This window comes from Microbacterium sp. Kw_RZR3 (assembly GCF_029222405.1).
Taxonomy (GTDB): domain Bacteria; phylum Actinomycetota; class Actinomycetes; order Actinomycetales; family Microbacteriaceae; genus Microbacterium.
In genome coordinates, this window is the sequence record NZ_JARHXC010000033.1 from 1 (window position 1) to 19,001 (window position 19,001).

At 68.8% G+C, this 19,001-nt stretch carries 16 protein-coding genes and 1 pseudogene; 16 read left to right on the top strand and 1 reads right to left on the bottom strand.

The features are described 5' to 3' along the window. Positions 1 to 144 precede the first annotated feature (144 nt). From murF to P2P98_RS01355, 14 genes are all read left to right on the top strand, one after another. Positions 145 to 1,557 carry a UDP-N-acetylmuramoyl-tripeptide--D-alanyl-D-alanine ligase gene (murF, locus tag P2P98_RS01290; protein ID WP_275796427.1) on the top strand — a complete coding sequence of 471 codons (1,413 nt, stop codon included), beginning with the start codon at positions 145 to 147 and terminating at the stop codon, positions 1,555 to 1,557. Further along, complete coding sequence (mraY, locus tag P2P98_RS01295; protein ID WP_058614029.1) at positions 1,554 to 2,660, top strand: phospho-N-acetylmuramoyl-pentapeptide-transferase; 1,107 nt, start codon at positions 1,554 to 1,556, stop codon at positions 2,658 to 2,660. The genes murF and mraY overlap by 4 nt, the downstream gene beginning before the upstream one ends. Continuing rightward, on the top strand, positions 2,657 to 4,171 hold the full coding sequence (gene murD / locus P2P98_RS01300) for a UDP-N-acetylmuramoyl-L-alanine--D-glutamate ligase (RefSeq protein ID WP_275796430.1): 1,515 nt from the start codon (positions 2,657 to 2,659) through the stop codon (positions 4,169 to 4,171). Before mraY ends, murD begins: the two co-directional genes overlap by 4 nt. Before the next feature lie 5 nt (positions 4,172 to 4,176). Then, positions 4,177 to 5,415, top strand: coding sequence for a putative lipid II flippase FtsW (gene ftsW / locus P2P98_RS01305; RefSeq protein WP_275796432.1), 1,239 nt, complete (start codon positions 4,177 to 4,179; stop codon positions 5,413 to 5,415). Positions 5,416 to 5,432: 17 nt separating this feature from the next. Beyond that, positions 5,433 to 6,506: a UDP-N-acetylglucosamine--N-acetylmuramyl-(pentapeptide) pyrophosphoryl-undecaprenol N-acetylglucosamine transferase gene (locus tag P2P98_RS01310; RefSeq protein WP_275796434.1), complete on the top strand. Its 1,074-nt coding sequence runs from the start codon at positions 5,433 to 5,435 to the stop codon at positions 6,504 to 6,506. Positions 6,507 to 6,558: 52 nt separating this feature from the next. Next, a complete protein-coding gene (murC, locus tag P2P98_RS01315; RefSeq protein ID WP_275796436.1) occupies positions 6,559 to 7,965 on the top strand; it encodes a UDP-N-acetylmuramate--L-alanine ligase in 1,407 nt (468 codons plus the stop codon). 86 nt (positions 7,966 to 8,051) lie between these two features. Then, positions 8,052 to 8,921: an FtsQ-type POTRA domain-containing protein gene (locus tag P2P98_RS01320; RefSeq protein ID WP_275796438.1), complete on the top strand. Its 870-nt coding sequence runs from the start codon at positions 8,052 to 8,054 to the stop codon at positions 8,919 to 8,921. Between the two features lie 151 nt (positions 8,922 to 9,072). After that, complete coding sequence (gene ftsZ / locus P2P98_RS01325) at positions 9,073 to 10,260, top strand: cell division protein FtsZ (RefSeq protein ID WP_275796440.1); 1,188 nt, start codon at positions 9,073 to 9,075, stop codon at positions 10,258 to 10,260. Between the two features lie 64 nt (positions 10,261 to 10,324). Next, entirely contained in the window at positions 10,325 to 11,008 is a 684-nt protein-coding gene (locus P2P98_RS01330) for a YggS family pyridoxal phosphate-dependent enzyme (RefSeq protein ID WP_275796442.1), read from the top strand. A gap of 31 nt (positions 11,009 to 11,039) precedes the next feature. Continuing rightward, complete coding sequence (locus P2P98_RS01335; RefSeq protein WP_058596002.1) at positions 11,040 to 11,513, top strand: cell division protein SepF; 474 nt, start codon at positions 11,040 to 11,042, stop codon at positions 11,511 to 11,513. A gap of 6 nt (positions 11,514 to 11,519) precedes the next feature. After that, positions 11,520 to 11,822, top strand: coding sequence for a YggT family protein (locus P2P98_RS01340; RefSeq protein ID WP_058596001.1), 303 nt, complete (start codon positions 11,520 to 11,522; stop codon positions 11,820 to 11,822). A 120-nt stretch (positions 11,823 to 11,942) separates the two neighbouring features. Beyond that, complete coding sequence (locus P2P98_RS01345; RefSeq protein ID WP_058596000.1) at positions 11,943 to 12,563, top strand: DivIVA domain-containing protein; 621 nt, start codon at positions 11,943 to 11,945, stop codon at positions 12,561 to 12,563. A 9-nt stretch (positions 12,564 to 12,572) separates the two neighbouring features. Beyond that, positions 12,573 to 13,160, top strand: a complete 588-nt coding sequence (gene lspA / locus P2P98_RS01350) for a signal peptidase II (RefSeq protein ID WP_275796447.1) — start codon at positions 12,573 to 12,575, stop codon at positions 13,158 to 13,160. A gap of 1 nt (position 13,161) precedes the next feature. Next, positions 13,162 to 14,085, top strand: coding sequence for an RluA family pseudouridine synthase (locus P2P98_RS01355; protein ID WP_275796449.1), 924 nt, complete (start codon positions 13,162 to 13,164; stop codon positions 14,083 to 14,085). 6 nt (positions 14,086 to 14,091) lie between these two features. On the opposite strand, the gene P2P98_RS01360 is transcribed toward P2P98_RS01355, so the two are convergent. Continuing rightward, a complete protein-coding gene (locus P2P98_RS01360; protein ID WP_275796451.1) occupies positions 14,092 to 14,574 on the bottom strand; it encodes an NUDIX domain-containing protein in 483 nt (160 codons plus the stop codon). Between the two features lie 133 nt (positions 14,575 to 14,707). Between P2P98_RS01360 and dnaE the strand changes: the two genes are divergently transcribed. Both dnaE and P2P98_RS01370 read left to right on the top strand, forming a co-directional pair. Then, positions 14,708 to 18,220, top strand: a complete 3,513-nt coding sequence (gene dnaE, locus P2P98_RS01365; RefSeq protein WP_275796452.1) for a DNA polymerase III subunit alpha — start codon at positions 14,708 to 14,710, stop codon at positions 18,218 to 18,220. A 94-nt stretch (positions 18,221 to 18,314) separates the two neighbouring features. After that, positions 18,315 to 19,001: pseudogene (locus P2P98_RS01370) on the top strand (hypothetical protein); the annotation flags it as partial.

Here is a 19,001-nt window from a genome sequence, read left to right on the forward strand (position 1 = left end):
AGGCCCTCACGCAGGTTCTCAAGACCTATCGCGTGATCCCGTCCGGAACCACGACCCCCGAACTGCCCAAGTTCGGCTGAGACGCCGCCGACGCCGGTCTCGTCTCGGTAACGAATGCGACACGGAAAGGGCGTTCGCACAGCAATGATCTCCACGAGCCTCTCCCATCTCGCCGACGCCGTCGGTGGGCGTCTCGTCCTCCGCGCGGGCGACACTCCCGACACCCTCGTCGCGGGTCTCGTCGACACCGACTCGCGTCTCATCGAGCCGGGCGATATCTTCGTCGCCAAACCCGGTGAGACCACCGACGGGCACCTCTTCGTCGGCACCGCGGTCGAGCGCGGTGCGGTCCTCGCGATCGTCGAGCGAGAGGTCGACGACGAGGTGACCCAGATCGTCGTCCCGGATGCCGTGGCCGCGCTGTCCGACCTCGCCCGCGACGTGGTGGCCCGGGTTCGGCGGAACGGCGATCTGCGCATCATCGGGATCACCGGCTCGAACGGTAAGACCACGACGAAGAACCTCCTCGCCCGCATCCTCAGCGACGAGGGCGAGACCGTGTCCCCGCGCGCGTCGTTCAACAACGAGGTCGGCGCGCCGCTCACGATGCTCCGCGTGACCGAGAAGACCCGCTACCTCGTCAGTGAATTCGGTGCCAGCGCGCCGGGAGCCATCGCGCATCTGGCTGGTCTCGTCACCCCCGACGTCGGCGTCGTCCTCATGGTGGGCATGGCGCACGCGGGCGGATTCGGCGGGATCGAGTCCACCTTCCACGCCAAGAGCGAGCTCGTGCACGCCACGCGAGAGGGCGGGCTCGCCGTGCTCAACGTCGACGATCCGCGCGTCGTCGCCATGGAGCCGTTCGCGCGCGACCGCGGGCAGGACGTCCGCTGGTTCGGCCGGGGGGAGCGCGCGGCCGTCCGCGCCGTCGACGTCGAGGTCTCGGCATCCGGGACCCGCGCCGACCTGATCGTCGACGGGGAGCCGCACACCCTCACCCTGCGCGTGCTCGGAGAGCACCACGTCATGAACGCCCTCGCCGCGCTGGCGACCGCCACCGCGCTCGGCGTGCCCGCTGCCGACGCGATCGCGCGCCTCGAGACCGTCGAGATCGCCGAGCGCTGGCGCATGCAGCCGCTGGGCTCCGACCGCGTCCGCATCATCAACGACGCCTACAACGCCAGCCCCGACTCGATGGCTGCGGCGCTTCGCACCCTCGCGCAGATCACCGGCCCCGGGGAGCGGACGGTCGCCGTCCTGGGCGCGATGAGCGAGCTGGGGGAGTACGCCGACGAGGAGCACGACCGCGTCGGCCTGCTGGCGGTGCGCCTTCGCATCCAACGCATCGTCGTGATCGGGCCCGAGGCGCGGCGCATGTACCTCGAGGCGATCGCCCAGGGATCGTGGGACGGCGAGGCGGTCTTCTTCGCCGATGCCGACGCCGCGTACGACTATCTGTCCACCGAACTCCGTGACGGTGATCGGGTGCTCGTGAAGTCGTCGAACTCCGCCGGCCTGCGCTTCCTCGGCGACCGTCTGGGAGAGTTGTTCGCGTGAGATCACTACTGACATCGGCGGGGATCTCGCTGGCCTTCACCCTCTTCCTCACGCCGGTCTTCCTGCGATGGTTCCGGCGGTGGGGCTGGGGTCAGGTCATCCGCACCCCCGAGAACGTGCACAACCCCTCCCACGGGGCCAAGCGCGGAACGCCCACGATGGGCGGCACGATCTTCATCCTGGGCACGATCATCGGGTACTTCATCGGCTCCTACGCCGGCAACAACCCTCCGACGATCTCCGGACTCCTGGTCCTGTGGCTCATGCTCGGCTTCGGCGTCGTGGGCTTCATCGACGACTACATGAAGGTGCGCCTGCAGAACAGCCTCGGGCTGTCGGGGTGGCGCAAGATCGCGGGCCAGGTCATCGTGACGGTACCGTTCGCCGTCGTCGCGCTGAACTTCCCCAACGCCTTCGGTCAGACGCCGGCGTCGGGATACATCTCGATCTTCCGCGACATCCAGGTCCTGTCGCTGTTCGCGCTCGGTCCGATCGTCGGGTGGCTGCTATACCTCGCGTGGATCTCGCTCATCGGCACCGCGGCATCCAATTCGGTCAACGTCGCCGACGGACTCGACGGACTCGCCGCGGGCTCCGGCATCTTCGTGATAGGCGCCTACAGTCTGATGGCGTTCTGGCAGAACAAGCAGATGTGCGCGGACGTCCTCGATCCCACGGTGCAGGCCGGATGCTATGCGGTGCGCGATCCGTTCGATCTGGCGATCGTGTCGGCGTCGTTCGTCGGCGCTCTCGTCGGGTTCCTCTGGTGGAACGCCCCGAAGGCCAAGGTCTTCATGGGCGACTGCGGATCGATGGCGATCGGTGGCGTGATCGCGGCCATGGCGATCCTCACCCGTACCGAACTCCTGCTGATCCTCATCGCCGGCGTGTACGTGATCGCCTCCGGGTCCGTCATCCTGCAGCGCGCGTACTTCAAGATCACGCGGGGTAAACGTCTGTTCCTCATGAGCCCTCTGCACCACCACCTCGAGATGAGGGGATGGCCCGAGGTGACCATCGTCGTACGCATGTGGATCATCGCGGGTCTGCTCGCGGTGTCCGGCGTCGGCTTCTTCTACGTCGAATGGCTCTCCCGCGTATGAGCGATCTCTCCACCCTCACGAGCTGGTACGCCGATTGGAAGGGCCTGCGCGTCGCGGTGCTCGGTCTGTCGGTCACCGGGTTCTCCGCCGCCGACACGCTCGCCGAGCTCGGCGCCGAGGTTCTCGTGGTCACCGAGAAGGCCGACGAGGAGTACGCGCGCCTGCTGCCCGTCATCGGGGCGCGGCTCCACGTCGGACCGCTCGCGGAACCGCCGGCCGAACTGGTCGACTTCGCGCCCGAGGTCGTGCTCGCGTCCCCGGGGTTCCCCCCATCGCACCCCGTCATCCGGTGGGCGATCGAGAACGCCGTCCCGCTCTGGGGAGACGTCGAGCTCGCGTGGCGGGTGCGTGACAAGGTCGTGCGTCCCGACGGCTCGCCGGCCGACTGGATCCTCATCACCGGCACGAACGGCAAGACCACCACGACGCGCCTCACCGCGGAGATGCTCGTCGCGGGCGGACTGCGCGCCGCCCCGGTGGGCAACATCGGGACCCCCGTGCTCGACGCCGTCCGCGACCCGAACGGCTTCGACGCCCTCGTCGTCGAACTGTCGAGCCACCAGCTCTGGTACCTCAACCGCCAGACCGGGCCCGAGGCTCTGTCCCCGCATGCCGCGGTCTGCCTCAACCTCGCCGACGACCACCTCGAATGGCACGGCAGCGCCGAGGCCTATCGTGACGCGAAGGCGGGGGTCTACGCCCGGACGCGCGTGGCGTGCGTCTACAACAAGGCCGACGTCGCCACGCGCGAGATGGTCGAGGACGCCGAGGTCGAGGAGGGGGCTCGAGCGATCGGCTTCGACCTGGGAGTGCCCGGGCCGAGCGACTTCGGTGTGGTCGACGGCATCCTGGTCGATCGGGCGTTCCTCGAGGAGCGTGCCACGTCCGCCCTCGAGCTGACGACGGTGGCCGACCTGGCCGAGGTCGGGCTCGCCGCGCCGCACGTGGTGGCGAACATCCTCGCCGCGAGCGCGCTCGCTCGCTCACTCGGCGTGTCACCGGCCGACATCCACGACGCTCTCGAGCGCTTCCGCCTCGACCCGCATCGCATCCAGGTCGTCGCCGCGCACGCGGGTGTCACGTGGGTCGACGATTCCAAGGCGACCAACCCGCACGCGGCGGCGTCGTCGCTCGCCGCGTACCCCGGCGCGGTGTGGATCGTGGGCGGCCTGCTGAAGGGCGTCGATCTCAGCGATCTCGTCCGTTCGCGCGGGGTCCGTGCCCGAGCGGCGATCATCATCGGCACGGAGCGGGCGGCCGTCGTGACGGCGTTCGAGCGACACGCCCCCGAGGTGCCGGTTTTCGAGGTCGACCACACCGAGACTGAGGACGTCATGACACGCGTCGTCGAACTGGCGGCGGGCGTCGCGCAGGACGGGGACACCGTGCTCCTCGCCCCGGCGGCGGCGTCCTTCGACCAGTTCGCGTCGTACTCCGACCGCGGTGAGCGATTCGCCGACGCGGTGCGGGCATGGCTCGCGAACGAAGACGGAACGACCCGACAGCTCTGAGGGGGATGCGAGTGACCACGACGGCCCCGCCGCCCCGGCAGACTCCCGACGAGCCCTCCACCCCCGGTCTCGCCGCGCGCGTGTCCCTGGGCCGTGCTTTCCGCCCGGTCTCGACCGAGTTCCTGCTGATCACGTCGGCTGCCCTCCTGCTCACGGGTTTCGGGCTCGTGATGGTGCTGTCGGCGACCTCGGCTCTCGACGGCGGGCAGAACCCCTTCGATCACGTCCTGAAACAGGGCGTCTTCGCCGTGGTCGGCATCCCTCTGATGTTCGCCCTGAGTCGCGCACCGATGGCGTTCTGGAAGAAGATCGCCTGGCCGGTCCTGATCTTCGCGACGCTGTTCCAGCTTCTGGTCTACGTGCCGGGCCTCGGCATCGAGTCGTACGGAAACCGCAACTGGGTGCAGATCGCCGGGTTCCAGTTCCAGCCCGCCGAGTTCCTGAAGCTCGCGCTCGCCCTGTGGATGGGTGCGGTGCTCTACCGCAAACGCCGTCTGCTGACCGCGTGGAAGCACGTGTTCATCCCGGTCGTGCCGGTGGCCGTCCTCGTCATCGGGACCGTGCTCGGGGGAAAAGACCTCGGCACGGTGATGATCCTCGTCCTCGTGGTGCTCGGCGCCCTGTTCTTCGCCGGGATCAAGCTCCGCATGTTCATCGTCCCCGCCGTGCTGTCGGTGGGGGTGGTCCTCGCCTCGGCGGTCGGCAGCGAGAACCGCATGGCGCGTATCACGAGCCTGTTCAACCCCGACGACGCCTCCTGCTACTACACCTCGTGCTATCAGTCCCTGCACGGGATCTGGGGTCTCGCGAGCGGGGGGCTTCTGGGGCTCGGCCTCGGCAACTCGAAAGAGAAGTACGACTGGCTCCCGGCGGCAGCGAACGACTACATCTTCGCGATCATCGGCGAAGAGCTCGGTCTGATCGGATGCCTCGTGGTCCTGCTGCTGTTCGCGCTGTTCGCGGTCGGCGCGTTCCACATCATCCGTCGCACCGATGACACCTTCGTGCGCATCGTCGCCGGCGCGATCACCCTCTGGATCGTCGGGCAGGCGCTCGTGAACATCGGCGTCGTGCTGCGCATCTTCCCGGTGCTCGGCGTCCCGCTGCCGTTCATGTCGCAGGGCGGCACGTCGCTGCTGTCGGTGCTCATCGCGTGCGGCGTCCTGTTGTCGTGCGCGCGGACGCTGCCCGACCGCCGCTCCAAGACGCCCGCGGCCCCCGCGCGCGCAGCCCGACGCCGCTGACGTTTAGGCTCGAACGAGTGACGACCACTCTTCTGGCCGGCGGCGGCACCGCCGGGCACGTGAACCCCCTGCTCGCCGTCGCGGACGGTCTGCGCGCTCGCGACGCCTCCGACGAGGTCCTCGTCCTCGGGACGCGCGAGGGCCTCGAGGCTCGTCTCGTGCCATTGCGCGGCTACGAGCTCCTGTTCGTCGACAAGGTTCCCTTCCCTCGGCGTCCGAACGCCGCCGCGGTGCGCTTTCCCGGTCGGTTCCTCCGTGCGGTCGCCGAGGTCCGGCAGATGATCCGCGAGCGCCGGGTCGACGTGGTCGTGGGCTTCGGGGGATACGCCGCCGCCCCCGCGTACGTGGCCGCGCGCCGTGAGCGAATTCCCTTCGTCGTCCACGAAGCCAACGCCAAGCCGGGGCTCGCGAACGTCCTGGGAGCCCGCGGCGCCTCCGGGGTGGGCGTGGCGTTCGAGGGCACGCCCCTGCGCGGTTCGCGGGTCGTCGGCATGCCCCTGCGGCGCGAGATCGTCGACCTCGACGCGCACGCTCTCCGCGACGAGGCGGCTCGTCACTTCGGTCTGGATGCCACCCGCCCCACTCTCCTCGTCTTCGGCGGCTCGCTCGGGGCGTTGCGCCTGAACACGGCGTTCGGCGGAGCCTGGCGCGACGTGCTCGACGCGGGTTGGCAGCTCCTGCACGTGACGGGGCAGAACTCCGACCTGCCCGACCCCGGTGCCGCCGGGTACGCGGTCGTCCGCTACGTCGATCGGATGGACCTGGCCTTCGCGCTCGCGGATTTCATCGTCTCGCGCTCGGGTGCCGCGACCGTCAGCGAGATCAGTGCGCTGGGTATCCCGGCGGTGTACGTGCCGTACGCCGTGGGCAACGGTGAGCAGAGCCTGAACGCCGCCGCAGCCGTGCGTGCGGGAGCGGCTCGCCTGATTCCCGATGCCGAGTTCACCCCCGATCGCGTCCGTTCCGAGATCGTGCCGCTGCTGCGCGACGACGCGGGACGCGACGCCATGCGCGCCGCAGCCGCCCGCGCCGGCACTCGCGCCGGCACCGAGAACGTCATCGCGATGATCGACGAGGCCCTGACGCGCTGACGGGCGCGCCGGGGCTCGCACGCAGGATCCGCGACGTAAACTCGCAGACGCCATGATCAGACCCGACCTGAGCCTCCCCATCCCCGAGACCATCACCTCCGCGCACTTCATCGGCGTGGGCGGTTCGGGCATGTCCGGGCTCGCCCGCATGTTCCTCGACCGCGGCATCCGGGTCTCCGGTTCCGACCGCGCCGACAGCGCCGCCTTGCGGGACCTCGCCGCTCGCGGTGCGACCGTGTACGTCGGTCACGACGCCGCGCACCTGGGAGACGCCGACACGGTCGTTCACACGGGTGCGATCTGGCCCGAGAACCCCGAGTTCGTCACCGCCAAGGAGCGCGGGCTGCACGTCATCCACCGCTCGCAGGCGCTGCACTGGCTCATCGGCGGCCGCCGCCTCGTCTCGGTCGCCGGGGCGCACGGCAAGACGACATCGACCGGCATGATCGTCACGGCGCTGCGCGCGCTCGAGGTCGACCCCACTTTCGTCAACGGTGGCGTGATCGCCGACCTCGGTGCCTCGAGCGGCACGGGCTCCGACGACCTCGTCGTCATCGAGGCGGACGAGTCCGACGGCACCTTCGAGCTCTACGACACCGCCGTCGCACTCATCACGAACGTCGACCCCGATCACCTCGACCACTACGGCTCGCGCGACGCGTTCGACGCCGCGTTCGCCCGATTCGCGGATGCCGCGAGCGAAGCCGTTGTGATCTCCGCCGACGACGCGGGTGCCCGCGACGTGCGGGAGCGCATCACGCACGTGAACGTCGTGACCTTCGGCGAGGACGCGACCGCCGACGTCCGGCTGAGCGGCATCCGGACCGACGGTCCCGTCGCCTTCACGCTGACAGCCGACGGCGAGAGCGTCGACGTGCAGCTGCGGGTCCCGGGGGCGCACAACGCCGTCAACGCGGCCGGTGCCGTCGCGGTCCTGCGCGTGCTCGGACACTCGCTCACCGATGCCGCCCGCGCGGTCGCGGGCTTCGGCGGGACGGTCCGGCGCTTCGAGCTGCACGGCGTCGCGCAGGGCGTCAGCGTCTACGACGACTACGCACACCACCCCACGGAGGTCGCCGCAGCCCTCTCGGCCGCGCGCACGGTCGTGGGGGAGGGACGCATCATCGCGATCCAGCAGCCGCACACGTACTCGCGTACGCAGGAGATGTACCGCGAGTTCGCGGAGGTCCTCGAGACCCACGCCGACCACACGGTCATGCTCGACGTCTACGGTGCGCGAGAGGATCCGGTGCCCGGAGTCACCGGCGAGCTCGTCAGCGGGGCTTTCACCGATCCCGAGCACGTGCACTACGTCCCCGACTGGCAGGCGGCCGCCGACTACACGGCCCGCATCGCCCGGCCCGGAGATTACGTCATCACGCTGGGCTGCGGGAACGTGTATCAGATCATCCCGCAGGTGCTCGAAGCGCTCTCGCGCACCGAGGCCGCGGCGGTCTGAGCGTGGAGCGGCCCTCGCCCCTGCCCTCGCCGCCGGAGCGGCGCGCCCGCCCGGCCGAGGTGCCCACGGCGCGCGTCGAGCCGGCCTTGCCCGATGCGGACGGGGCGACCGCGCCTGTCGTCCCCTTGATCGCCCCGGTCGGGCGAGGAGACGAGACGATCCCGGATGCCGCGCCCCCGGCGGAGGAGACCGGGACCGGCCTCCGCGATGTCTGGCGCGCCTCGCGCGCACGGCGCCGCGCGCTGCGAGCCGAGGTCCGCCGGTTCACGGTGCGTCAGCGCCGTCGTCGACGGATCTGGATCGGGGTCGGCGTCTCCGTCGCGGTGATGGTCGTGGCGACCGTGGGGGCCGCCTACAGCCCGCTGTTCGCCCTCGAGCGCGTCGACGTGGTGGGAACGTCGCAGCTCGACGCGGCCGCGGTCACCGAAGCGCTCAGCGATCAGGTCGGGACTCCGCTCGCTCTCATCGACGACAGCAAGATCAAGGCCGCCCTGGTGCGCTTCCCCCTCGTGGAGTCGTACACGCTCGAGGCGCAGCCCCCGCACGACCTCGTCGTCCGCATCGTGGAGCGCACGCCCATCGGCGTCGTGCAGACCGCGGCCGGCTTCACCGTCGTCGATGCGGCGGGCGTCGTCCTCTCCACGACTCCCCAGGCGCCGGCCGGGCAGCCGGTGCTCGACATTCCGGCCGGCACATCGTCCGAGCCGTTCCGCGCGGCCGGACGCGTGATGCGCGCGCTGCCCGACGGCATCCGTTCGCAGGTCACCGCGGTGTCCGCGACGACACCGGACGACGTGACCCTCACCCTCGGTGCGACCGGCACCCGCGTGATGTGGGGGAGCGCCGACCGCTCGCCCGAGAAGGCCCGGGTTCTCGACCTGCTGATGCAGAAGAGCCCGCCCGACAGCACCCGCGAGTACGACGTGACGTCGCCCGAAGCCGGCGTCATCCGCTGATCTCGGGAGCGATCCTCGGACACGCCGCGTGTCGACCGGGCGGCGACGACAACGCCGCCTACTTTCGAGTCAAGGAATTGCATACCGGGCAATTCTTTAACCTTCAACATGAGGTTTAGAGTTTCGGGTTCGGGGACAAACGGAGGCCGGCATGAGCCACAACCAGAACTACCTCGCCGTGATCAAGGTCGTCGGTGTGGGCGGGGGCGGCGTCAACGCCGTCAACCGCATGATCGAGCTCGGCCTGCGCGGCGTGGAGTTCATCGCGATCAACACCGACGCGCAGGCGCTGCTCATGAGCGACGCCGACGTCAAGCTCGACGTCGGCCGCGAACTGACGCGCGGCCTGGGCGCGGGTGCGGATCCCGAGGTGGGCCGTCGCGCCGCCGAGGACCACGCCGAAGAGATCGAGGAGGCGCTCCGCGGTGCCGACATGGTCTTCGTGACGGCGGGCGAGGGCGGCGGCACCGGAACCGGTGGCGCTCCCGTCGTCGCCAAGATCGCCAAGTCGATCGGCGCCCTCACCATCGGTGTCGTGACCAAGCCCTTCTCATTCGAGGGTCGTCGCCGCCAGAGCCAGGCCGAGGGCGGTGTCCAGCGCCTGAAGGAAGAGGTCGACACCCTCATCGTCGTCCCCAACGACCGTCTCCTCGAGATCAGCGACCGCGGCATCTCGATGATCGAGGCCTTCGCCACGGCTGACCAGGTGCTGCTCGCCGGCGTCCAGGGCATCACCGACCTCATCACGACCCCGGGTCTGATCAACCTCGACTTCGCCGACGTCAAGAGCGTCATGCAGGGAGCGGGGTCGGCACTCATGGGCATCGGCTCGGCCCGTGGCGCGGATCGCGCCATCAAGGCCGCCGAGCTCGCCGTCGAATCGCCCCTCCTCGAGGCGTCGATCGAGGGAGCGCACGGCGTGCTGCTGTCGATCCAGGGTGGCTCGAACCTCGGCATCTTCGAGATCAACGACGCCGCACAGCTCGTCAAGGAAGCGGCGCACCCCGAGGCGAACATCATCTTCGGTACGGTCATCGACGACACGCTCGGCGACGAGGTCCGCGTCACGGTCATCGCCGCCGGCTTCGACGGGGGAGAACCGTCGCTGCGCATCGACGCGGTCGGCGCCCAGCGCTCCGTCTCGGCTCCCGTCGTCCCCGTCATCCCCGCCGACGACGTGGCGCGCGACCTGCACGCGGCCGAGGAGCAGAAGGCCTCGACGGAGCGTGCCCCCGAGCGCAAGCCCGAGCCCGCGCCCGTCGCGGCCCACGTCCCCGAGTCCTCGTACGACGGGGGATACGCCGACGACGACCTCGACGTGCCGGACTTCCTCAAGTAAGCACGAGTGAGCAGTGCAGCGGGTCCGGTCTTCACCGGGCCCGCTCTCGTCGTGAAGGAGACCCATGCCCAGCGCCCTCGCCGATCGCCTCGCCGACGTCGATGCTCGCATCGCGGATGCCGCCCGCGCGGCGGGCCGCGATCTCGCCGGCATCACGCGCATCGTCGTGACGAAATTCCACCCGGCCTCCCTCGTTCGCGACCTGCACGCGCTGGGCGTCCGCGACGTCGGCGAGAATCGACAGCAAGAGCTGACGGTCAAACACGATGAGCTGGCGAGCCTTCCCGACCTCCGCTGGCACTTCATCGGGCAGGCCCAGACGAACAAGGCGCGGGCCGTCCGCGCCGCAGCCGACGTGGTCCACTCCGTCGATCGTTCGCGCATCGCCGATGCTCTGGATGCCGCGGGCTCGGGCGATCCGCTCGACGTGCTGCTGCAGGTGAACCTGACGGACGACGCCGGGCGCGGGGGAGTCGCTCCGGGTGACGTGGAAGCCCTTGCCGCCCACGTCGCGGGACTGGCGTCGCTGCGTGTCCGGGGTGTGATGGCGGTGGCACCGCTCGACGAGGACCCCACTCACGCCTTCGAGCGTCTTCGTCGGAGCGCGGACGTCGTGCGCACGGTCGTCCCGGAAGCGACATGGATCTCGGCGGGGATGACCGGCGACTTCCCCGAAGCGATCGCAATGGGTGCGACACACCTACGGATCGGATCGGCAATCACGGGTCCGAGGCCCGTACGCGGATAGCCTCGACACAGACGAGCGAACGGAGGATGCGATGTCGAACCCGCTCAAGAAGACGATGGTTTACCTGGGACTCGCCGATGAGGAGGAGACCTATGACGAGCCTGCGCCGCAGCCGGCCGCGCGCAAGCAGCAGCCGCAGCAGACCGCGCCGATCGAGAAGGCTGCTCCCGTGACCCCCCTGCATCGGCCCGCCGTGGTGCGTCAGCCCGCTGCCGGTCCGGTCAGTGAGATCCTGACGGTGCACCCCAAGCAGTACCGCGACGCGCAGACGATCGCCGAGAACTTCCGCGAGGGGATTCCGGTCATCATCAACCTGTCGCAGATGAGCGACGCCGACGCGCGTCGTCTGATCGACTTCGCGAGCGGACTGTCGCTCGGTCTCTACGGACGCATCGAACGGGTCACGAGCAAGGTCTTCCTGCTCTCGCCCGAGAACATCGCCGTCTCCGGAGACGGTGCGATCGCGCAGGCCGACCCCGAGGTCGCGCCCTTCGCGCCTCAGTAAGCGATCGTGGCCGTCCTGAGCCTGGTCGGCTCGATCCTCAGTGCGCTCCTCTTCATCTACATCGTGCTGCTGCTCGCGCGCCTCGTGCTCGAGTACATCCCGATGTTCAACCGGGAGTGGCGCCCTCGCGGCGCTGTTCTCGTGATCGCCGAGATCGTGTACACGGTGACCGATCCTCCGATCAGACTGATCCGTCGCTTCATCCCGCCCCTACGCATCGGGGGGATCGCGTTCGATTTCGGATTCGCGATCACCATGTTCCTATGCTTCCTCCTGCTGAGCGTCACGCGGTCCCTCTCGGCCTTGTGACCTCGATCGCCGCCGCCTTCGACACCGGTCGAGGGCGGCGGCTATGCTGTTCCGAAGCGGTACGCCCCGGTGCGACACCCCCAACAGTTCCAACTCAGAGCTCTCGAAAGAGGAAACACCATGGCACTGACCCCCGATGACGTCGTCACCAAGCAGTTCCAGCACGTGCGCTTCAAGGAGGGTTTCGACCCCGATGAGGTCGACGACTTCCTCGACGAGATCGTCGTCGAGTGGCGCAAGACGATCGCCGAGAACGAAGAGCTGAAGGCGAAGCTCGCCGCGTTCGAGTCCGGCGAGGCGGCCCCGGTGGCCGCGGCCCCCGCGGCCGAGGCGCCCAAGGTCGAAGAGCCGGTCGTCGCCGAGGCGCCCGCAGCGGCTCCGGAGGCCCCCGCGGTCGAGGCCGACGCTGCTCCCGCCGCGCAGAGCGCCGGCATCATCGAGCTGGCTCAGCGCCTGCACGACGAGCACGTCGCCGAGGGTAAGGCCCAGCGCGACCAGCTCATCAGCGAGGCTCAGGCGCAGGCGGCGTCCATCGTCGCCGAGGCCGAGCAGAAGGGCCGCGAAGAGCGCGCCCGTCTCGAGAAGGAGCGCGTCACCCTCGAGGGTCGCATCACCGAGCTGCGCAACTTCGAGCGCGACTACCGCTCGCAGCTCCGCTCCTACATCGAGGGTCAGCTCCGCGACCTCGACACCACCGCGTCGTCCTCTGGCTCGACGCCCGTGTCGGCGATCGGTCTGTAGGCCGACTCTTTGCGCAGTCGACCTCCCCTGCGTTCGGCGGCGGCCGGCATCCTCATCGCGATCCTCGCGGTGGTGGTGCTGGCCGCCGACCAGTTGGCGAAGATGATCGCCATCGAGAACCTCCCTCCCGAGCGCGTCGTCCCCGTCATCGGCGAGGCGTTCCAGCTGTACCTCGTGCGAAACCCCGGGGCCGCTTTCTCGCTCGGCGAGGGAGTCACCTGGATCTTCACGATCGCCCTGGCGGTCGTGGCGTGTGTCATCCTCTTCCTCGCGGTCACGCGGGTCCGCTCGCGGCTGTGGGCGGTCGTGCTGGGTCTCCTGCTCGGCGGAGTGCTGGGCAACCTGAGCGACAGGCTCTTCCGCGAACCCGGCTTCCCCGTCGGCCACGTCGTCGACTTCATCTCGACCCCGTGGATGATGCCGGCGATCTACAACGTCGCCGATGTGTTCATCGTTTCCATGATGATCTCCGTCGCGCTGCTGGTTCTCTTCGGCCTCCGTCTCGACGGCACGCGCGAGACGCGGGCCTCCCGCGCTGCCGGTGCCGCCGCGCCCGACGACAGCGTCGACGCCGCGACCGACCCCGGTTCCCGCTGACATGGAGTCGCGACACCTTCCCGTTCCCGACGGGCTCGATGGAACGCGCGTCGACCAGGCGCTGGCGAAGATGCTCGGCTTCTCGCGGACCTTCGCTGCGGAGATCGCCGACGCGGGCGGGGTGAGCGTCGATGGGCGCTCCGTCGCTCGCTCCGACCGTCTCCGCGGCGGCGGGTGGTTGAGCGTGGAGTGGGAACCGAAGCGCGAGCCCGAGATCGTGCCCGTCGAAGTCGCCGACCTCGGCATCGTCTGGGACGACGATGACATCGTCGTCGTCGACAAGCCCGCGGGTGTGGCCGCTCATCCCTCCGTGGGGTGGGAGGGGCCGACCGTGCTCGGAGCCCTCGCCGCGGCGGGGTTCCGCATCGCCACGAGCGGGCCGGCCGAGCGCCGCGGCGTGGTCCACCGGCTCGATGCCGGGACGAGCGGTCTGATGGTCGTGGCCAAGACCGAACGCGCCTACACGCTCTTGAAGAGCGCGTTCAAGGAGCGCGAGGTCGACAAGATCTATCACGCGGTCGTTCAGGGGCACCCCGATCCGCTGTCGGGAACCATCGACGCGCCGATCGGGCGTCATCCGCACCACTCGTGGAAGTTCGCGGTCGTTCCCGACGGGAAAGACTCGGTGACCCACTACGAGACGCTCGAGGCGTTCCCTCGCGCGTCGCTCCTCGAGATCCACCTCGAGACCGGGCGCACGCATCAGATCCGCGTGCACATGGCGGCTCATCGGCATCCCTGTGTCGGCGACCCCCTGTACGGCGCCGACCCCACGCTCTCCGCCCGTCTGGGACTCGAGCGTCAGTGGCTCCACGCCCACCGGCTCGCCTTCACCCACCCGGCGACGGGGGAGTGGGTCAGCTTCGAGTCGGCGTACCCCGCCGACCTCGAGCATGCGCTCGAGATCCTCCGCGACGGATTCTGACTTCCGTCACGCGGGCGAGGAGTTCTGCTCGAATCGCGCCGGCCCGGCGGTGAGGCCCGCGCGGACGCGAGCGTGCATCTCGTCGTCCAGAAGCTCGTCGAGGCCGGCGATCGGATGCCATCCGACCTCGGTCATCTCGCCGTCGACGGGCTCGGGCTCACCGGACAGCCACGTGCAGGTGAAGACGAGATCGAGGTAGTCGCTCTGGTCGCCGTTGGCGTAGGTCACGCGGGGAATCTGGTGCACCCAGGCGAGCCGGTCGGCACGGATGCGCACACCGGCTTCCTCCGCGGCCTCGCGGACAGCGGCATCCGCGGGCTCTTCTCCGGGGTCGACGATCCCGGTGATCGGGGTCAGGCGGCCGTTGTCACTGCGCCGTCCGAGCAGGACGACGTCGTCACGCACGACCACGGCGGTCACGCCGACCAGCGGCAGGGGGCGGGTGCCGACGAGGCGGCGGAGTTCGAGGACGAAGTCTGGCGTGGGCACGCGCCCACCGTAGCCGAGTCGATTCGAGCCCGACCATGAGCATGAGCGTGCCGTCCGCGACGCGCGGGTGGCACCTGGGGGTCCGCTCTGAACTTCGGGACGCGATGTCGGAGGCCGAACGTAGACTCGTCCCGTGGCAGCAGACTCCTTCGTTCACCTTCACGTGCACAGCGAGTATTCGATGCTCGACGGAGCCGCACGCATCGGTCCGATGGTGCAAGAGGCCGTCAAGCAGGGCATGCCCGCGATCGCCGTCACCGACCACGGCAACACCTTCGCCGCGTTCGAGTTCTACAAGACCGCGAGAGACGCGGGCATCAAGCCGATCATCGGTATCGAGGCCTACGTCACGCCGGGAACACACCGCTCCGACAAGACGCGCGTGCGCTGGGGCACGCCCGAGCAGCAGAGCGACGACGTCTCGGGTTCGGGTGCATACACGCACATGACCCTGCTGTCCGAGACGACCGAGGGAATGCACAATCTCTTCCGGCTTTCGTCCAAGGCGAGCATGGAGGGCTACTACTTCAAGCCGCGCATGGACCGCGAGCTGCTGCAGACCTACAGCAAGGGACTGATCGCGACGACCGGGTGTCCGTCCGGAGAGGTGCAGACGCGTCTGCGCCTGGGCCAGTACGAGGCGGCCCGTGCCGCGGCGGCAGAGTTCCAAGACATCTTCGGCAAAGACAACTACTTCGCCGAGATCATGGACCACGGGTTGTCGATCGAGCGCCGGGTCATGGGCGACCTGTTGAAGATCTCGAAAGACCTCGGCATCCCCCTCGTCGGTACCAACGACCTGCACTACACGCACCAGCACGACGCGACGAGCCATGCCGCCCTCCTCTGCGTGCAGTCGGGCTCGACGCTCGACGACCCCAAGCGCTTCAAGTTCGACGGCGACGGCTACTACGTCAAGTCGCCCGCCGAGATGCGCCAGGTCTTCCGCGACCACCCCGAGGCGTGCGACAGCACGCTGCTCATCGCGGAGCGGTGCAACGTCGAGTTCGACACTTCGGCCAACTACATGCCGCGCTTCCCGGTGCCGCCCGGCGAGACCGAGGGCAGTTGGATGATCAAAGAGGTCGAGAACGGCCTGCAGGACCGCTACCCGGGCGGCATTCCCGACGCGGTGCGCAAGCAGGCCGAGTACGAGACCGACGTCATCCTGCAGATGGGGTTCCCCGGCTACTTCCTCGTCGTCGCCGACTTCATCAACTGGGCCAAGAACAACGGCATCCGCGTCGGTCCCGGTCGCGGTTCGGGCGCCGGCTCGATGGTCGCCTACGCGATGAAGATCACCGATCTCGATCCGCTGCAGCACGGCCTCATCTTCGAGCGGTTCCTCAACCCCGACCGCGTCTCGATGCCCGACTTCGACGTCGACTTCGACGACCGTCGCCGTGGCGAGGTCATCCAGTACGTGACCGAGAAGTACGGCGACGAGCGCGTCGCGCAGATCGTCACGTACGGCACGATCAAGGCCAAGCAGGCGCTGAAAGACGCCGGGCGTGTGCTCGGTTTCCCCTTCAGCATGGGCGACAAGCTCACGAAGGCCATGCCCCCCGCCGTGATGGGCAAAGACATGCCGCTGGACGGCATGTTCAACCCCGAGCACCCGCGCTACAAAGAGGCGAGCGAGTTCCGCACCCTCATCGAGACCGACGCCGAGGCGAAGACCGTGTTCGACACGGCCCTCGGGCTCGAGAACCTCAAGCGCCAGTGGGGCGTGCACGCGGCCGGTGTGATCATGTCGAGCGAGCCGCTCATCGACATCATCCCGATCATGCGTCGCGAGCAGGACGGCCAGATCGTCACGCAGTTCGACTACCCCGCGTGCGAGTCGCTCGGCCTGATCAAGATGGACTTCCTGGGGCTGCGCAACCTCACGATCATCAACGACGCGCTCGACAACATCGAGGCCAACCGGGGTCATCCACTCGTGCTGGAAGACCTCGAGCTCGACGATGCGGCATCCTACGAGCTGCTCGCGCGGGGCGACACGCTCGGCGTGTTCCAGCTCGACGGCGGGCCCATGCGCTCTCTGCTGCGCCTCATGCGCCCCGACAACTTCGAGGACATCTCGGCCGTGCTGGCCCTTTATCGCCCGGGTCCGATGGGCGTGAACTCGCACATCAACTACGCACTGCGAAAGAACAAGCAGCAGGAGATCGAGCCGATCCATCCCGAGCTCGAAGAGCCGCTGGCCGACATCCTCGACACCACCTACGGCCTGATCGTCTATCAGGAGCAGGTGATGGCCGTCGCCCAGCGCGTCGCCGGGTACACGCTCGGTCAGGCCGACCTGCTGCGCCGTGCGATGGGCAAGAAGAAGAAGAGCGAGCTCGACAAGCAGAAAGAGATCTTCTTCGGCGGGATGACCGAGCGCGGCTACGGCGAGGTCGCTCAGCAGACGCTGTGGAAAGTGCTCGAGTCGTTCGCCGACTACGCGTTCAACAAGGCGCACACGGCCGCCTACGGGCTCGTGTCGTACTGGACGGCGTACCTCAAGGCGCACTATCCCGCCGAATACATGGCCGCACTGCTGACGAGCGTCGGCGACTCCAAAGACAAGATGGCCGTCTACCTCAACGAGTGCCGCCGCATGGGCATCAGGGTGCTGCCCCCCGACGTCAACGAGTCGATCCGTTTCTTCGCCGCCGTCGGCGAAGACATCCGCTTCGGCCTCGGAGCGGTGCGCAACGTCGGCGCCAACGTCGTTGACGGGATCGTCGCAGCCCGGCAGGATGCCAAGTACGCCTCGTTCCACGACTTCCTGGCGAAGGTGCCCATGCACGTCGCCAACAAGCGCACGGTCGAGTCGCTGATCAAGGCCGGCGCCTTCGACTCGCTCGGCTCCACTCGTCGGGCACTCCTCGAGATCCACGAGGACGCGTGCGAAGGGGCCGTGAGCGACAAGAGGCGCGAAGCCAACGGCGAGGTGGGTTTCGACTTCGACTCGCTGTGGGACGAGCCGCAGCAGGTGTCGAAGGTCCCGGACCGGCCCGAATGGACGAAGAAGGACAAGCTCGCGTTCGAGCGCGAGATGTTGGGGCTCTACGTCTCGGATCATCCTCTGGCGGGCCTCGAGGTCCCGCTCGCGAAGCACGCGTCGACCTCGATCCACGATCTGCTCTCGTCGGAAGACGTGCAGGACGGCGATCAGGTGACGGTCGCGGGTCTGCTGACCAGCGTGCAGCACCGCGTGGCCAAACAGAGCGGAAATCCCTACGGCATGGTGACCGTCGAGGATTTCAACGGCGAGGTCACCGTGATGTTCATGGGCAAGACCTACGCCGAGTTCGCTCCGATCCTCCAGGGCGACTCGATCCTCGTCGTGCGCGGCCGCGTGTCCCGCCGAGACGACGGGCTGAACCTGCACGCGCAGTCCGCCTTCGCCCCCGACCTCGAGGGAATGGACGCGGCGAGCGGCCTGACGCTCGTCGTCCCGGAGCAGCGCGCCAACGAAGCCCTGATCGGGGAGCTCGCTCAGACGCTGCAGCGGCATGCGGGCGATACGGAGGTGCTTCTCAAGCTTCACAAAGGTGGGACGGCAAAGGTCTTCGAGGTGCCTTTGCCCGTTCGCGTGACCGCCGACCTCTTCGGTGAGTTGAAGGGACTGCTCGGGCCCAACTGCCTGGGCTGACACGCGCGAGGTCGCGCACCGGTGTCCGTGAGGTGCCGGCGCGACACGCTCGAAAACCGTACGGGGCGCTCTCGTGCCCTCGGAAAGGAAGATCGTGACCGACCGCACTGACGAATCCGTCGCGCACATGGGCCCCTCGGGCGACGAACCGCAATCGGCCGGTGCCCGGGAGGTGTCCGGTCCGCGCCTCGCGCGCTCGTCCATGGCATCCCCCTCCTCCGCCGTCGACGAGGGAGAGACCGACACGCCCGTATCCGATGGGCCCACCGGGGACGTCCCGGACGTGAACGACCGCGCGGACTCGCGTGACGTCGACGACGAGGACGCCGACCTGGGCGACGACACCGGTCACCGCGAAGCGGGCCACGGCGATGCCGCCGGACAGATGTCGGCGCGTTCGCACGTCAACACGCACAACGTGTCACTGCCGTCCACGTCCTCCACGTCCGGCGCCGCACGGGGTGCGGTGTCGTACGCGGTGGGCCCTTTCTCGGTCCGCGAGGTCTCGCTCCTGGGGATCTGGGCCGTCGCGTTCTTCGTGTCCTTCTTCCCCGACAACAACGTCACCGGAGCCGCTCGACTGCTCGTCGGCGGCAGCAATGTCTGGCTCTCGGGACTCTGGTGGATTCCCGCCGTGGCGTTGCCGACGCTCGCCGTGGGACTTCTCGTCCTCCGTCGGTTGTCGCCGCAGGGAATCCGCCGTGTCGGCTCCCTCGGGATCGACCAGTTCGCGTCCGTCGCCTTCTCCGTGGCGGCGTTGGTGTGGGTTGCGTGGCTCTGG

Excerpts from the sequence above, each read along its gene's own strand:
- P2P98_RS01335 (WP_058596002.1), top strand. The coding sequence starts at position 11,040 with ATGTCGAACCCGCTCAAGAAGACGATGGTTTACCTGGGACTCGCCGAT.
- murC (WP_275796436.1), top strand. The coding sequence starts at position 6,559 with ATGATCAGACCCGACCTGAGCCTCCCCATCCCCGAGACCATCACCTCC.
- murD (WP_275796430.1), top strand. The coding sequence starts at position 2,657 with ATGAGCGATCTCTCCACCCTCACGAGCTGGTACGCCGATTGGAAGGGC.
- P2P98_RS01355 (WP_275796449.1), top strand. The coding sequence starts at position 13,162 with ATGGAGTCGCGACACCTTCCCGTTCCCGACGGGCTCGATGGAACGCGC.
- ftsW (WP_275796432.1), top strand. The coding sequence starts at position 4,177 with ATGCGAGTGACCACGACGGCCCCGCCGCCCCGGCAGACTCCCGACGAG.
- P2P98_RS01345 (WP_058596000.1), top strand. The coding sequence starts at position 11,943 with ATGGCACTGACCCCCGATGACGTCGTCACCAAGCAGTTCCAGCACGTG.
- ftsZ (WP_275796440.1), top strand. The coding sequence starts at position 9,073 with ATGAGCCACAACCAGAACTACCTCGCCGTGATCAAGGTCGTCGGTGTG.
- P2P98_RS01330 (WP_275796442.1), top strand. The coding sequence starts at position 10,325 with ATGCCCAGCGCCCTCGCCGATCGCCTCGCCGACGTCGATGCTCGCATC.
- murF (WP_275796427.1), top strand. The coding sequence starts at position 145 with ATGATCTCCACGAGCCTCTCCCATCTCGCCGACGCCGTCGGTGGGCGT.